General features: G+C 33.2%; 10 protein-coding genes and 1 tRNA gene. 9 read left to right on the forward strand and 2 right to left on the reverse strand.

Going from position 1 to position 14,697, the window contains the following annotated elements; genetic code table 11:
• Nucleotides 1–3: 3 nt before the first annotated feature.
• The 6 genes from DFQ10_RS04945 to DFQ10_RS04970 all read left to right on the forward strand — a co-directional run bounded on the left by DFQ10_RS04945 (nucleotide 4) and on the right by DFQ10_RS04970 (nucleotide 7,065).
• Nucleotides 4–1,143 (forward strand): efflux RND transporter periplasmic adaptor subunit, encoded by a 1,140-nt coding sequence (locus DFQ10_RS04945; RefSeq protein ID WP_115816247.1) that lies wholly within the window; start codon nucleotides 4–6, stop codon nucleotides 1,141–1,143.
• Nucleotides 1,143–4,340 carry an efflux RND transporter permease subunit gene (locus DFQ10_RS04950; protein WP_115816248.1) on the forward strand — a complete coding sequence of 1,066 codons (3,198 nt, stop codon included), beginning with the start codon at nucleotides 1,143–1,145 and terminating at the stop codon, nucleotides 4,338–4,340. The genes DFQ10_RS04945 and DFQ10_RS04950 overlap by 1 nt, the downstream gene beginning before the upstream one ends.
• Nucleotides 4,330–5,649 (forward strand): TolC family protein, encoded by a 1,320-nt coding sequence (locus DFQ10_RS04955; protein ID WP_115816249.1) that lies wholly within the window; start codon nucleotides 4,330–4,332, stop codon nucleotides 5,647–5,649. Before DFQ10_RS04950 ends, DFQ10_RS04955 begins: the two co-directional genes overlap by 11 nt.
• 12 nt (nucleotides 5,650–5,661) lie before the next feature.
• Nucleotides 5,662–5,844: a CPXCG motif-containing cysteine-rich protein gene (locus tag DFQ10_RS04960; protein ID WP_115816250.1), complete on the forward strand. Its 183-nt coding sequence runs from the start codon at nucleotides 5,662–5,664 to the stop codon at nucleotides 5,842–5,844.
• Between the two features lie 132 nt (nucleotides 5,845–5,976).
• Nucleotides 5,977–6,819 (forward strand): leucine-rich repeat domain-containing protein, encoded by an 843-nt coding sequence (locus DFQ10_RS04965; protein WP_115816251.1) that lies wholly within the window; start codon nucleotides 5,977–5,979, stop codon nucleotides 6,817–6,819.
• Between the two features lie 173 nt (nucleotides 6,820–6,992).
• Nucleotides 6,993–7,065: transfer RNA gene (locus DFQ10_RS04970), tRNA-Met, on the forward strand.
• Nucleotides 7,066–7,109: 44 nt separating this feature from the next.
• Here the strand turns inward: DFQ10_RS04970 and DFQ10_RS04975 are convergent.
• Nucleotides 7,110–8,453 carry a sensor histidine kinase gene (locus tag DFQ10_RS04975; RefSeq protein WP_115816252.1) on the reverse strand — a complete coding sequence of 448 codons (1,344 nt, stop codon included), beginning with the start codon at nucleotides 8,451–8,453 and terminating at the stop codon, nucleotides 7,110–7,112.
• The gene (locus DFQ10_RS04980; RefSeq protein WP_115816450.1) at nucleotides 8,443–9,795 is read right to left on the reverse strand and encodes a sigma-54-dependent transcriptional regulator; all 1,353 of its coding nucleotides are present in this window, start codon (nucleotides 9,793–9,795) and stop codon (nucleotides 8,443–8,445) included. Before DFQ10_RS04980 ends, DFQ10_RS04975 begins: the two co-directional genes overlap by 11 nt.
• A gap of 299 nt (nucleotides 9,796–10,094) precedes the next feature.
• On the opposite strand from DFQ10_RS04980, the gene DFQ10_RS04985 reads away from it, so the two are divergent.
• The 3 genes from DFQ10_RS04985 (at nucleotide 10,095) to DFQ10_RS04995 (ending at nucleotide 14,662) form a co-directional block, all read left to right on the forward strand.
• Nucleotides 10,095–11,345: an efflux RND transporter periplasmic adaptor subunit gene (locus DFQ10_RS04985; protein WP_115816253.1), complete on the forward strand. Its 1,251-nt coding sequence runs from the start codon at nucleotides 10,095–10,097 to the stop codon at nucleotides 11,343–11,345.
• An 88-nt stretch (nucleotides 11,346–11,433) separates the two neighbouring features.
• Nucleotides 11,434–12,111, forward strand: coding sequence for an ABC transporter ATP-binding protein (locus DFQ10_RS04990; RefSeq protein WP_092468267.1), 678 nt, complete (start codon nucleotides 11,434–11,436; stop codon nucleotides 12,109–12,111).
• Nucleotides 12,112–12,262: 151 nt separating this feature from the next.
• Nucleotides 12,263–14,662, forward strand: coding sequence for an ABC transporter permease (locus DFQ10_RS04995; RefSeq protein ID WP_115816254.1), 2,400 nt, complete (start codon nucleotides 12,263–12,265; stop codon nucleotides 14,660–14,662).
• The last annotated feature ends 35 nt before the right edge of the window (nucleotides 14,663–14,697 follow it).

The raw sequence follows: 14,697 nt of genomic DNA on the forward strand, positions 1-14,697 counted from the left end.
ATTATGTTAAGAAAAATTATTTTATCCGTTTTAGGAGTTCTATTTATATTAGGAGCCGTTCTTTTTGCTAATTATCTCATTGATAATAAACATAAGCCAAAACCAGTAATTCCTAAAATGGTAAAAACAGTACTTACAGATACTGTAAAAAACAGCACCATTCCTATCGTAATTTCTGCAAATGGTAGTCTCACAGCTAAACAACGTGTTGAGTTATATTCTGAGGTTCAAGGGATTTTTAAAACAGGTTCAAAACTTTTTAAGCCAGGTCAAAAATTTAATAAAGGAGAAGCATTAATTCGTTTAGATGCTTCTGAGTATTATGCAGGTGTACAATCTGCTAAAAGTAGTTTGTATAATAGTATTGCAGCCGTTATGCCAGATTTACGCTTAGATTTTCCTAATGTATTTCAAAAATGGCAAAGCTATCTAAATAGTTTTGATTTAAATAAAACGACTCCAAAGCTACCAGAAATTTCAGATGAAAAAGAAAACTATTTTATAACTGGTCGTGGAATAGTTAGCGCTTATTACAGCGTTAAGAATTTAGAACAGCGATTAACCAAATATAGAATAATAGCTCCATTTTCAGGCATATTAACAGAGGCCTTAGTTACAGAAGGGACTTTAGTAAGGAGTGGACAGAAATTAGGAGAATTTATTAATCCTTCCGTTTACGAGATGGAAGTCGCCATTAGTAAATCTTTTGCAGATATTTTAAAAGAAGGAGAAAGTGTGAGTCTTGCAAGTTTAGATCATACTAAAGCGTATCAAGGTGAGGTATCGCGAGTAAACGGAAGTATCGATGCAACTACACAAACTATAACGGTTTATATAGAAGTTAAACATGCAGACTTAAAAGAAGGTATGTATCTAGAAGCCAAATTAAATGCTGAAAAAGTAGATAATGCTATAGAAATTGATAGAAACTTATTATTAGACACTGAAGAGATTTTTGTAGTTAATGATAGTTTACTTGATGTTATTCCGGTTAAGCCTGTACATTTTTCTAGTGAAAAAGTGGTTTTAAAAGAGGTGCCAGATGGAACTATCATTTTAAGAAAACCAGTTCCTGGTGCTTATGCAGGTATGCATGTAAAAGCGGCAAAAGATATGTCTTCAACCTCTGATTCTATTCAATAATGAGAAAAATAATTGAATATTTTATACGATATCATGTTGCTGTAAACATCTTTATTATTGCATTCTTTGTCTTTGGTATTATAGGTGTAACATCTTTAAAGTCGTCGTTCTTTCCGCTTACAGAATCTAAAATAATTAATGTCAACATTACATATCCAGGAGCTTCTCCTCAGGAGATAGAAGAGGGTATTGTTCTTCAAATTGAAGATAATCTTAAGGGATTAAAAGGTGTTGATAGAGTGACGTCAACATCTAGAGAAAATAGTGGTTCTATAACAGTTGAAATTGAGAAAGGCGAAAACATAGATTTCATGCTGCTCGAAGTTAAAAATGCAGTAGATAGAGTACCCTCATTTCCAACAGGAATGGAGCCTTTAATAGTTTCAAAACAAGAAGCTGTAAGGGAAACGATTTCTTTTGCCGTAAGTGGTAAAGATATTCCGTTAGTGACATTAAAACAGTTAGCAAGACAAGTAGAAACGGATTTAAGAGCTATTGATGGTATTTCTCAAATTGAAATATCGGGTTTTCCTGATGAAGAAATTGAAATTGCAGTTAATGAACTAGATTTATTAGCTTATAATCTTACATTTAGTGAGGTTGCAGAAGCCGTTAGTAGTGCTAACATATTGGTTACTGGTGGAAATGTAAAAACCATTGCCGAAGAATATTTAATCAGAGCCAATAACAAACAATACTACGGTAAAGAACTTTCTAATATTATTGTAAGAGCATCTTCTGATGGCAAAGTGATACGATTAAAAGATATTGCTATTATTAGAGATCGATTCTCTGAAACGCCTAATGCAACTTATTTTAATCAAGAATTAGCAGTAAATATTTCAATTACAAGTACCAATAATGAAGACTTAATTTCATCAGCAGACAAAGTCAAAGAGTACATAGAAGAATACAATCAAAAATACACCAACGTTCAATTAAATGTTGTTAGGGATTTATCAATAACACTAAATCAACGTACGCAATTACTGACAGAGAATGCCATTGTAGGTATGATTTTAGTATTGGTGTTTTTATCTATATTTTTAAATACCAGATTGGCATTATGGGTAGCATTTGGTTTGCCTATTTCGTTTTTAGGTATGTTTATTTTTGCGGCTCAGTTTGATGTAACAATTAATGTATTGTCACTTTTTGGGATGATAATAGTGATTGGTATTTTGGTGGATGATGGTATCGTTATCGCAGAGAATATTTACCAACATTATGAAAAAGGAAAAAAACCAATTCAAGCAGCTATTGATGGTACAATGGAAGTTATTCCGCCTGTAGTATCAGCTATTATTACAACACTGTTAGCTTTCTCTTTATTCTTCTTTTTAGATAGTAGGATAGGTGAATTTTTTAGTGAAGTTGCTGTTATAGTAATTTTAACTTTAGTAGTGTCTTTAGTTGAGGCACTTATTATTCTACCTGCTCACTTAGCGCATTCAAAGGCATTAAAACCTAGAAAAGTAGATGAGAATCCTTCAAAAATAAAGCAGTTTTTCTCATTTATGAGAGCAATTAATAAGGGAGGAGACCGGTTTATGTCTTTTTTAAGAGATAGAGTTTATACACCTATTTTAAATCGTGTATTAAAATATAAACTATTCTCTTTGGGTGTTTTTGTAGCCTTATTAGTTTTAACTATTGGTTCGCTTGGAGGTGGAATTATTGGTGTTACTTTATTTCCGAGGGTCGCTAGTGATGCTGTAAATATAGAATTAGTAATGCCAGCAGGTACTAATGTGAAAATCACAGATTCTATTATTTCTATGATTGAAGAAAAGTCATTCATAGTTAACAAAGAACTTAGCGATAAATATCTAAAAGGAACTGATAAACAATTATTTGAAAACACTATTGTTGAAATTAGTAGTAGTTCTAGTGCGAGGTTAAGAATTAATTTATTACCAGGCGAAGAACGACCAGATGAAATAAAGTCAGATTTAGTTACCAATCGATTAAGTGAGTTGGTTGGTCCTGTAATAGGTACTGAACGATTAATTTACGGCTCTGGTGGAAATTTTGGTGGTAGTCCAGTATCAGTATCCTTGTTAAGTAATAATATTGAAGAATTAAAGGCTTCTAAATTAGAGTTAAAAAAGTATTTGGAATCTAATCCGTTACTTAAAGATATTGGTGATAATGATCCTGCAGGTATTAAAGAAATTAGATTAGAGCTTAAAGAAAGTGCCTATTTATTAGGTCTCGATTTAAGAACGGTGATGGCACAAATTCGTTCAGGATTTTTTGGGGCACAAGCTCAACGTTTTCAACGTGGACAAGATGAAATTAAAGTTTGGGTGCGTTACGATAAAAATAACAGAAGCTCTATTAATGATTTAGATGCCATGCGCATTGTAACACCTACAAATGAGCGTGTCACTTTAAAAGATATTGCTAATTATACTATCGCTAGAGGAGATGTAGCGATAAACCACTTAGAAGGTAAACGTGAGATCCAAGTATATGCAGATCTAAAAGATCCTAGCACAAGTAATACAGATATTATAGATGATATTAGAACGGTTTTTATACCAAAACTACAATCTAAGTATCCTACAATAAATGCTTCTTTTGAAGGGCAAAACCGTGAGGCCAGTAAATTAACAGGATCGTTAAAACTTGCAGGACCAATAATCTTGTTATTAATTTATATTACCATAGCATTTACGTTTAGAAGTTATTCACAGCCATTTTTACTTATTTTATTAATTCCATTTAGTTTAACAGCTGTAGCTTGGGGACATTGGTTATTAGGTTTTCAAGTTAATATTCTGTCCCTTTTAGGAATTATAGCGTTAATAGGTATCATGGTAAACGATGGATTAGTTCTAATAGGAAAGTTTAATAGTAATTTAAAGGAAGGAATGTCTTTTGATTATGCTTTGTCCGAAGCCGGAAAGTCGCGTTTTAGAGCAATTTTCTTAACCTCGTTAACAACCATTGCAGGTTTAGCACCTTTGTTATTAGAAAAAAGTAGGCAGGCACAATTTCTAAAACCTATGGCAATCTCTATATCATTTGGTATAGCTTATGCCACTATATTAACGTTATTAGTCTTGCCATTATTTTTATCATTTAGTAATAGTATTAAGCAGAGTGGAAAATGGCTGGTAACAGGTAAAGAGGTGACAAAAGAAGAAGTAGAACGAGCAATTATAGAACAAAATGAAGCAAATGATGACTAAAGTAAAACTGACATTTCTGTTTTTATTGTGTTGCTTTGGTCTGCAAGCACAAGAAGTTTTAACTAAGGAAGCCGCTGTTTCTGTAGCTCTAGAGAATAATTATGGAGTTAAAATAGCTAAAAATGCTGTAGCTGTGGCTGAAAATAGTACTAGTATTCTTAATACTGGGTTTCTACCAACACTTGCAGGTAATGCAGGAGCAAATTATAATTTAGATAATACAGAAGCTGAATTTTCAGATGGAAGACCTGATGCCGTTTTAAATGGGGCAGAAAGTTCTAATTATAATGCTAGTATAACTTTAAATTACACTCTTTTTGATGGTTTAGGGAGGCATTATAATTATAAACGGTTAAAAGAACAATATCAATTATCAGAGTTGCAAGCGAGAGCAACTATTGAATCTACTATTCTTCAATTATTTTCAGCATATTATAATGTCGCTCAATTTTCAGATAATTTGAATGCCTTAGAAGAAACCCTAATGATTACAAAAGATAGGTTAGTAAGAGCGAATTATCAGTTTGATTATGGCCAGAATACAAAACTAGGAGTCTTAAATGCAGAGGTAGATATTAACACGGATAGTATTAATATCATTAACACTAAACAAAATTTAAAAATCGCCAAGCGTGATTTAAAATTAGTTTTAGGAGAAACATATACTAATGATTTTAATGTAGATACAGAAGTTGTTTTTACACTTCAATTAGAAAAAGATAGTTTATTTGAAAAAGCAAAATCTAGAAATATAGCTTTACTTCAAACCGAAAAAAACATTGCAATAAGTAAGCTAGATATTAATTCTGGAAAATCAGATTTCTTGCCAACAATAGGATTATCTGGTTCTTATGGATGGAATAAAAACAATAACAATGCAGTAGCACTTTTAGCCGTTTCTACTAGTACTGGTTTGTCTGCAGGTTTAAATTTAAGTTGGAATCTTTTTGATGGTGGCTCAACAATTACAAGGGTGAGAAATGCGAAGATTAACTTAGAAACGCAACAACTTCAAAAAGAAAGTATTTTACTAAGTATAGAACGCGATTTTAATAATGCTTGGGATAATTATCAAAACAAATTAGAAATTTATAATATTCAGGAAAAGAATATTATTACGGCTCAAAATAACTTTGATCGTACCCAAGAAAAGTTTAAGATAGGACAAGTCAATTCTATTGAATTTAGACAGGCTCAGATTAATTTACTAAATGCAGAATTAAGCCGTAACCAGGCGAAATTTTCAGCTAAATTATCAGAGTTAGAGTTACTACAGATTAGTGGTGAACTATTGAATGTTCAATTTTAATTTAAGTAAGTAATGCACGAACATTTTTTTCAATGTCCTTATTGTTGGGAACAGATTTCTATGCTAGTTGATGTGTCTCAAAGGCATCAAAAATATATTGAAGATTGTGAAATATGCTGTAATCCCATTCAGGTTTCAATAGTGGTTGATAATCAGCGTGTTGTATCTTTTCAAGCTGAAAACATAGAACAATAATATTTTTGTAATTAGTTGGTGTTCAGATTTATAGTTGTTTTTGTTGTGTAGTTGGTCGAAAAAAGTTGCGGTTGATGGGGGTTTCTCGTATATTCGTAGTGTTATTGTGTCCCTCCACAAAAATCTACAATTATGAAGACACTAAAAATAACATTACTTTTCTGTTTCATTTCAGTATTCACTTTTGCAGAAGTCTCGCAAGATCAAAAAAATGCACTTGTAGATTTATTTAATAAAACCAATGGTGATTCTTGGAACCACAAATGGGATTTAGAACAGCCTGTTTCAAAATGGTATGGGATAACATTAGAAGGGGAAAATGTTATAGCGTTAAATTTAAGCTTTAATGGTTTAAATGGGAATCTTCCAGAATCAATATCAGATTTAGTTTATTTAAAAGTTCTTAACTTATCCTTCAATAAATTAGGAGGTGAATTGCCTAGTACCTTAGTGAACATGATTAATCTTGAGGAGTTAAAATTATACTCTAATAGCTTTAGCGGTGCAATACCTTCAGATATTGGGAACTTAACAAGTTTGAAATCTTTAGAATTATTTAATAATGAATTTTTCGGTCAGATTCCATCTTCAATAGGCAGTTTAACAGAACTAGAAACGTTAATTTTAAGTAGTAATCAATTGATGGGAAAACTTCCATCAAGTTTATCTAATTTGAAATCTTTGAAAGTATTAAGTGTTTTTGACAATAATTTAATTGGTACTATCCCATCTTCAATAGCTGAGTTAAAAGATTTAGAAGAGTTAGTATTATCTAATAATGCATTTTATGGTAACCTTCCAGGTGTTCTAGTAGAATTAAAAGGTTTAAAGACTTTATTATTAAGTAACAATCAATTTAAAGGAAATTATGCAGTTTTGAGAGAAGAGCTTCCTAATATTATTGATTTTGACTTAGATGCTGCTAATTTAGAGGGAGCATTGGCAACTTTGGATGACGAAGAAGACGAAGATTAATTATTTTTAGCCATGTAATTATATAAAAATAACGCTCATATAAAATTTGTGCGTTATTTTTTTGTTTAGTCTTTCATAATATAAAAAAAGTATTATCTTTGCAGTCCTAAAATGATTGAGTCGGCATTATGAACCGAAAGTTAAGAGCTAAGAAAATCATTTTTAGATTAAATCGCGGGATAGAGCAGTAGGTAGCTCGTCGGGCTCATAACCCGAAGGTCACTGGTTCGAGTCCAGTTCCCGCTACTAATAAAACCTTCAACTATTGTGTTGGAGGTTTTTTGTTTTTATTAAAACACCAAACTAAATACAGAACCTTCGCCTTCTACACTTTTTACAATAATTCTGCCTTTATGAAGCAACATAATTTGCTTACAAAGGCTTAATCCAATGCCACTTCCTGTCGTTTTACTAGTAAAGAACGGTACAAAGATATTTTCTAAAATGTCTTTAGGAATTCCAGAGCCATTGTCTAAAACCTTAATCACAATATCTCTATTTGGGTTTTCAGAAGCAAGGACTTTAATTTCGGGATGGTCTCCGTCTTTACAAGCATCAACAGCATTTAAAATAAGGTTGATTAAGACTTGTTCTATAAGATGGGTGTCAATATCCAACTCTAATTTGGGAGAGGTAACATTAAATTCTATACTTATGTTTTTCGCCTTTATTGAAGGTTCCATTAACAACTGAAGATTATTAAATAAGTCTTCAATTTTAACACGTTGTAGGTTGAGGTGTGTGACTTTACTCAAACTTCTATAGGTTTTCGCAAATTTTAAAAGACCTTCACTACGGTTTTTAATGGTTTTAACTCCTGCATTTAAATCGTCTAACTCAAGGCGTGTTTCTTCAGGTTGTTCTATGGCTAATTGTAAGTTTTTTTGAAGGGTATCTGCTAAGGATGAAATCGGAGCAATAGAATTCATGATTTCATGAGTCATCACGCTTAAAAGCTTTTTCCAAGATTCCGATTCATTTTTATTTAAAGTATCATCGATATTCTGAATCACAATTAATTTGAAAGCATCATCTTTAACCTGAAATACGGTATCTGAAATTAATATTTTAATACTTTCATTTTGAAGCGCTATCGAAATGGAATTTGGTTCTCTATGATAGGTTTCAAAAATGGTATTGAATAATTCTGGTTTTCTGTTTTCTACAAACCGAATATTTTTAAACGAAGGCATATCTAGCGTTTCCCCAAAAGAATCATTACTCCAAAGCACGTCGCCAGATTCTAGATTATACGCAATAATCCCAATGTCTACCATTTCTAAAATCTTTTGAAGGTAAACGTATTGCGCTTCGTTTTGAGAGTTGATTTCTTTAATCGTTCTATTAATTTCATTAAAGCCTGTGTATAAAAAACGAATATCTTTTGGACCTCTGTCTTCTGGAAACCATCTCGAAAAGTCACGATACTTAACTGCTTCAAAAAAATCATCCATCACCACAAACCTTCGTTTTACAAATGTGTAGGTATTAATACATAAGTAAAGTAGTGCAATGCTAATTACTACGATGTAAGCAGTCTGTTCCTTGTATATGGTATAGGCTAATGCAAGTATGGTACTCACTAAAAGAAGAATTTTAAAAAAGAGCCAAAAGATGTAACTTCTATAGTTCATACTTTTCTAGTCTTCGGTATAAAGCAGCTCTTGTAATGCCTAGTTCTTTAGCCGATTTAGACACGTTACCCTTATTTTTTTCAAGGACATTTAAAATCGCATTTTTTTCTAAATCGTCTAAGTTTAAACTCTTCGTGGTAATACTTGTCGCTGAGGACGGACGTTCTATAGATGAAAACACTAAGTCTTCAGGTTTTAAAACGGAACCATCGGTCATTATTACAGCACGTTCTAAAACGTATTGCAATTCTCTAACATTGCCTGGGAAGTCGTGATTTTTTAATTTTGAAATAAATCCGGAATCAAATGAAAACGGACTTTTATTATATTTTTCGGCATATAAGGTGACAAAATGATGTGCTAATTCGGTAATATCTGTGCCACGATCTCTAAGTGGTGGCGCAATAATGTCCACCGTATTTATTCTGTAAATTAAATCTTTTCGAAATTTCTTTTCGTCCGCTAAAATTTGTGGATTAATATTTGTCGCACAAACTAACCGAATGTCAATAGGAATTGAAGTATTAGAACCTAAAGGCGTCACTTGTCTATTCTGTAAAACGGTGAGTAATCGTGCTTGTTGGGCTAAACTAATATTGCCAATTTCATCTAAAAATAATGTACCACCATGGGCAGCTTCAAAACGGCCTTTTCTGTCTTCTCTAGCGTCTGTAAACGCACCTTTTTTATACCCAAATAATTCACTTTCAAATAACGATTCGGTTAAAGCGCCAACATCGACTTTTACAAACGGTAGGTGTTTTCTGTTGGAGTTATCATGAAGCGCACGAGCAATTAAATCTTTACCTGTACCGTTTTCACCAAGGATTAAAACGTTGGCATCTGTGGGCGCCACTTTTTTAAGTTTGGTAAAGACATCAGTCATAACGTCACTGTCGCCAATGATTTCAACGGTATTGCTATTAATGTTTTTCTTTTGAGTGTTTTGGGATTTCTTTTGACTGAGAATCGTTGTAATCGTTTCTACGATTTTTTCATTCTTCCAAGGTTTCATCAAAAAATCAGAAGCTCCTTCTTTTAATCCTCTTATCGCTAAATCAATATCAGCATAAGCGGTCATTAAAATAACAGAGGTTTCAGGTTTCTGTTTCCGGATTTTATTCAACCAAAAAATACCTTCGTTACCTGTATTGACCAAACCATTAAAGTTCATGTCTAAAATGATAATGTCGTAGGAGGTACGCTCAATTTGAGACGTAATATTACTCGGATTTTTTTCGGTAACCACTTCCTTAACCAGTGGTTTTAAAAGCAGGCGTAATGCTGTTAATACATCAACATCATCGTCTATAACTAATATTGTAGCGTTTTTTAATACCATCACTCGATAATCGAGGTTTATTTATTAGGAAGTCCCTTCAAAGCCCAACGTCATTCTTCGGAAATTACGTATAGAGCTCATTCTAAGGTTGTGTTTACAATATTACGATTTTATCTTGGGCTTATAAAAATTACAAAACCTAAATTTTTAGAGCCTTCAAAAGTGTGCGTTTTCGAACATAAAGTGTATCAAAAACGGACACTTTTATTTTTAAGTTAAAATATAAAATATTGGTAATTAGTTATTTAAGTATTTGGCACTATCTTCACTATATAAATGGTATAAATAAAAGAGATATAATGGACGTTCCAATTCAGAAGAAGAAATTTTCAAATCAAAAACTAGGATTAGCTTTAGGGATTTTAGCCATAGTGGCTTTAATCGTGTATGTTATTTTTCAAACGTCAGGTGGTTCAAAATTGAATGTTGAAAAAGAACGCATTTCAATCAATACCGTTTCAAAAGGAGTGTTTCAAGAGAATATTCCTGTTAATGGTATTGTATTGCCTATCACCACTATTTATTTAGATGCGTTAGAAGGCGGCCGAGTAGAGGAGAAGTTTGTTGAAGATGGAGCTATGTTAAAGAAAGGCGAACCTATTTTAAGATTATCGAACACTGATTTGGAATTGAGTTTAGTGAACCAAGAAACATCCGTATATAACTTGTTAACGCAAATGCAAATCTCTCAAAATGCAGCGCGTCAAAATACCATTAACAGACAAAATCAATTTACTGATGTTGAAAATAATCTGATTGAAGCGGAACGTGTTTATAATTTGAATAAACGCTTATATGAAAAAGGAGCCATAGGACGAATGGACTACGAGTCGTCTCAGAATAATTATGAGTACCAAAAAGAACGTATGAAACTGGCTAAACAAGTCTTAACTGAAGATACTATTTCGTCTAAATTAGAAGTAAGCCAAGCAAAAAACTCTTATGCCAGAACCCAAAGTGCTTTAGAATTAATGCGAAAAAAAGTAGGAGATTTAGTGGTTAGAGCACCAATTGATGGGCAATTAACATCTCTTGATGCTGAAATCGGACAATCTATAAATAAAGGAACACGATTAGGACAAGTTGATGTCACTAGTGGTTACAAGGTAAGAGTTGATATCGATGAGCATTATATTTCTAGAATCTATAATGGTCAAATCGGAACCTTCACATTGAATAACAAAACCTACACGTTGGTCATCAAAAAAGTATTTACACAAGTAACGAATGGTCGTTTTCAAGTGGATATGAAATTTGAAGGAGATGTGCCAGAAGGTATAAGAAGAGGGCAGAATTTACAGATCCGTGTGGCCTTAAGTGCCGAGAAAGAAGCCTTATTAGTTTCAAAAGGTGGGTTTTTTCAAAAAACAGGAGGCAATTGGGTATTTAAAGTGAGTGAAGATGGTAACACGGCCTATAAAGTAAATATCAGATTAGGAAGTCAGAATACAGAATACTACGAAGTACTTGAGGGATTAAATCCTGGTGATAAAGTAGTGATATCGAGTTATGATTCTTTTGGTGATACGGAAGAGTTGATTTTGAAATAGAAACAAGAGAATAGAGAAATAATTAAGATTTAACAACTAACAAGCTAAAGGCTAACAGCTAAGGGCCAACAGCCAAAAAACGAATACAATGATACAAATTACGGACTTAGAGAAATTTTATAAAACCGAAGAAGTGCAAACCATCGCTTTAAATAAACTGTCTTTTAATGTTAAAGAAGGTGAGTTTGTGGCAATCATGGGACCTTCAGGATGTGGGAAATCCACGCTTTTAAATATTTTAGGATTGTTAGATGATCCAGATGGAGGCAGTTTTATGTTTAATGGTACTGAAGTCGCAGGTTATAACGAGCGTAAACGTTCAGAATTACGTAAACATAACATCGGTTTTGTATTTCAGAGTTTTAATCTTATCGATGAACTTACCGTTTTTGAAAACGTAGAATTACCATTAATCTACACAGGTGTAAAACCTGCAGAACGTAAAAAGCAAGTAGAAGCAGTTTTAGAAAAAATGCAAATTATGCATCGTCGTAATCACTTTCCACAGCAATTGTCTGGTGGTCAGCAACAACGAGTGGCAGTAGCGAGAGCGGTGGTTAATAATCCAAAATTAATATTAGCCGATGAACCAACAGGAAATTTAGATAGTACTAATGGTAATGAGGTGATGGATTTATTAATCGATCTTAATGAAGCCGGAACAACCATCATCATGGTAACACACAGTGAGCATGATGCTAAATACAGTCATAGAATTATAAGAATGTTAGACGGACAAAAAGTAACTGAAAATATATTAGCGTAGTCTATCCTGCAAGGTTTTGAAAAACTTGTAGGTATATAATGATCAATCAATCAGGTGGAAATACTTCAGTACGTCATCAACCAACCAATCAACTTGTACTGAAGTGTTGAAACCAAATCAATCAAGAAACGAACAGTAATTTATAGAAATCATGCTAAAAAATTATTTCAAAATAGCGTTTAGGAATCTTATTAAAAATAAGGTGTATTCATTTATCAATATTTCAGGTTTAGCTGTTGGCATGGCAGCGACGATAATGATTGGTTTATGGGTCACTGATGAATTAAATTTTAATAATCATTTTGAAAATAAAGAGACCATAGCTCAAATTTTTCAAAGTCAGACTATAAATAATACTATTGGAACAGGTCCTGCAATTCCGAGACCATTAGAGTTTGCCTTACGTCAAGATCATACGGATAACTTTAAACATATTGTGATGTCATCTTGGGAGCAACCACGATACCTGAAATTTGGTGAAACCAACATTTACAGAACAGGAAACGCGATGCAAGAAGGAGCAACCGATATGTTGGACTTGGATATTATTGCAGGTGTTAAAGATGGCCTTAAAGAGAAGCATTCAATCATGCTCTCTGAATCTGCTGTCAATGCTTTATTTGGGAATGATACGGCACTTGGTAAAATCGTAAAAGTAAATAACGAAGATGATTTAGTGGTCACTGCAATCTATAAAGATATACCAGCTAATAATTCGTTTAGCGACATGAAATATATCATTCCATGGAAACATTATGTCACCACGCAAGATTGGATTGAATGGTCTAAAGAATCATGGGGAAACAATTCTTTTCAGTTGTTTGTGCAAATCAATGCGAATACCACTATGGATGTGGTCAATTCTAAAATTAGTGATGTAAAGAAAAATGCTTCATCCGAAACAGCTCAATTTAATCCGCAACTATTTTTATTACCAATGAAAGATTGGTATTTGCGAAGTGAGTTTGAAAACGGAGTGCAATCTGGCGGACGTATTGAAAACGTTTGGTTGTTTGGTATTATAGGTTTGTTTATTTTGTTATTAGCCTGTATCAATTTTGTGAATTTAAGTACCGCACGTTCAGAAAAACGAGCGACCGAAGTTGGCATTAGAAAATCGATTGGCTCACAACGTAGTCAGCTTATTTTTCAATTTTTAAGTGAATCGTTTTTAATAGTTTTTCTCTCATTTATTGTTGCACTTGGTTTAGTGTTATTATTCTTAAATGGATTTAATAACCTAGCGAGTAAAGCCATTGTTTTTCCGTGGACAAGTCTTCAATTCTGGTTGATAGCATTAGTGTTTGTAATTATTACGGCATTTTTAGCAGGAAGTTATCCGGCATTGTATTTATCGTCTTTTAATCCTGTAGCGGTATTAAAAGGTACTTTTAAATCTGGTCGTTATTCATCCTTACCTCGAAAAATTTTGGTGGTAGCCCAGTTTACCGTTTCTGTAGCATTGATTATAGGAACATTGGTGGTAATGAATCAAATTCAATTTTCTAAAGATCGCCCAGTTGGATATAATAAAGAAGGTTTGATTCAAATTCCTGTAATGAGTAACGAGTTTATCGGGAAAAAAGATATCATGAGGAATCAGTTTATAGCCTCTGGAGGTGCTTTAGAAATGGCAGGGACAAGTGGACCAATGACTAATGTGTGGTCTAACCGATCTGGCTATACTTGGGATGGTAAGCCTGAGGGGTTTCAAGAAGATTTAGCATACACTTCTGTGTCTTATGAATTTGTTGAAACTTTAGGTTTAAAAGTACTAGAAGGGCGAGGGTTTTCGAGAGCATTTGCTTCAGACTCTAATGCGGTAATTCTTAATGAAACCGCTGTAAAATATATGAATATCAAAAATCCTATTGGGAAATATATAAGGGATTCTGATACTGAAGACCCAAGTCCACCTTTAAAAATTGTAGGCGTTGTTGAAGATATGATTATTCAATCGCCTTACAGTCCAGTAAAACAAGCGATGTATGTTTTTGATAGCGAAGATAATACGGCGTTTTATAATGTAAGGCTTAATCCAGAAAAAAGCACTAGTGAAAATTTAGCGCTTATTGAAACTGTCTTTAAAAAGAACTTCCCAAACACACCTTTCGATTATCAGTTTGTGGATGAAGAATATGGAGCAAAGTTTAAGTCGGAAGAACGTGTTGCCAGTTTAGCAAGAGTATTTACGGCATTAGCGATTTTTATAAGTTGCTTAGGACTTTTTGGATTGGCATCGTTTGTCGCAGAACAACGCACAAAAGAAATTGGAGTCCGAAAAGTATTAGGAGCATCAATCAGTCAGTTATGGTTATTGCTTTCAAAAGATTTCATCACGCTTGTAATCATAGCTTTGTTAATTGCATCTCCGTTAGCTTATTATATTATGGGACAATGGTTGCAGAAATTTAGTTACCGCACCACCGTAAGTTGGGACGTCTTTGCGATTGCTTGTTTTGGAGCATTAATCATTACACTAATCACTGTAAGCTTCCAAGCCGTAAAAGCAGCTACGTCAAATCCTGTGAAATCACTTAGAACAGAATAAATCAATCAATCAATCAATCAATCAATCAATCAAAA

The organism is Winogradskyella eximia (assembly GCF_003386165.1).
In the GTDB taxonomy this organism is placed as follows: domain Bacteria; phylum Bacteroidota; class Bacteroidia; order Flavobacteriales; family Flavobacteriaceae; genus Winogradskyella; species Winogradskyella eximia.

Coding starts and splice junctions, on each gene's coding strand:
- DFQ10_RS04990 (WP_092468267.1), top strand. CDS start 11,434: ATGATACAAATTACGGACTTAGAGAAATTTTATAAAACCGAAGAAGTG.
- DFQ10_RS04995 (WP_115816254.1), top strand. CDS start 12,263: ATGCTAAAAAATTATTTCAAAATAGCGTTTAGGAATCTTATTAAAAAT.
- DFQ10_RS04945 (WP_115816247.1), top strand. CDS start 4: ATGTTAAGAAAAATTATTTTATCCGTTTTAGGAGTTCTATTTATATTA.
- DFQ10_RS04965 (WP_115816251.1), top strand. CDS start 5,977: ATGAAGACACTAAAAATAACATTACTTTTCTGTTTCATTTCAGTATTC.
- DFQ10_RS04975 (WP_115816252.1), bottom strand. CDS start 8,453: ATGAACTATAGAAGTTACATCTTTTGGCTCTTTTTTAAAATTCTTCTT.
- DFQ10_RS04955 (WP_115816249.1), top strand. CDS start 4,330: ATGATGACTAAAGTAAAACTGACATTTCTGTTTTTATTGTGTTGCTTT.
- DFQ10_RS04950 (WP_115816248.1), top strand. CDS start 1,143: ATGAGAAAAATAATTGAATATTTTATACGATATCATGTTGCTGTAAAC.
- DFQ10_RS04960 (WP_115816250.1), top strand. CDS start 5,662: ATGCACGAACATTTTTTTCAATGTCCTTATTGTTGGGAACAGATTTCT.
- DFQ10_RS04980 (WP_115816450.1), bottom strand. CDS start 9,795: ATGGTATTAAAAAACGCTACAATATTAGTTATAGACGATGATGTTGAT.
- DFQ10_RS04985 (WP_115816253.1), top strand. CDS start 10,095: ATGGACGTTCCAATTCAGAAGAAGAAATTTTCAAATCAAAAACTAGGA.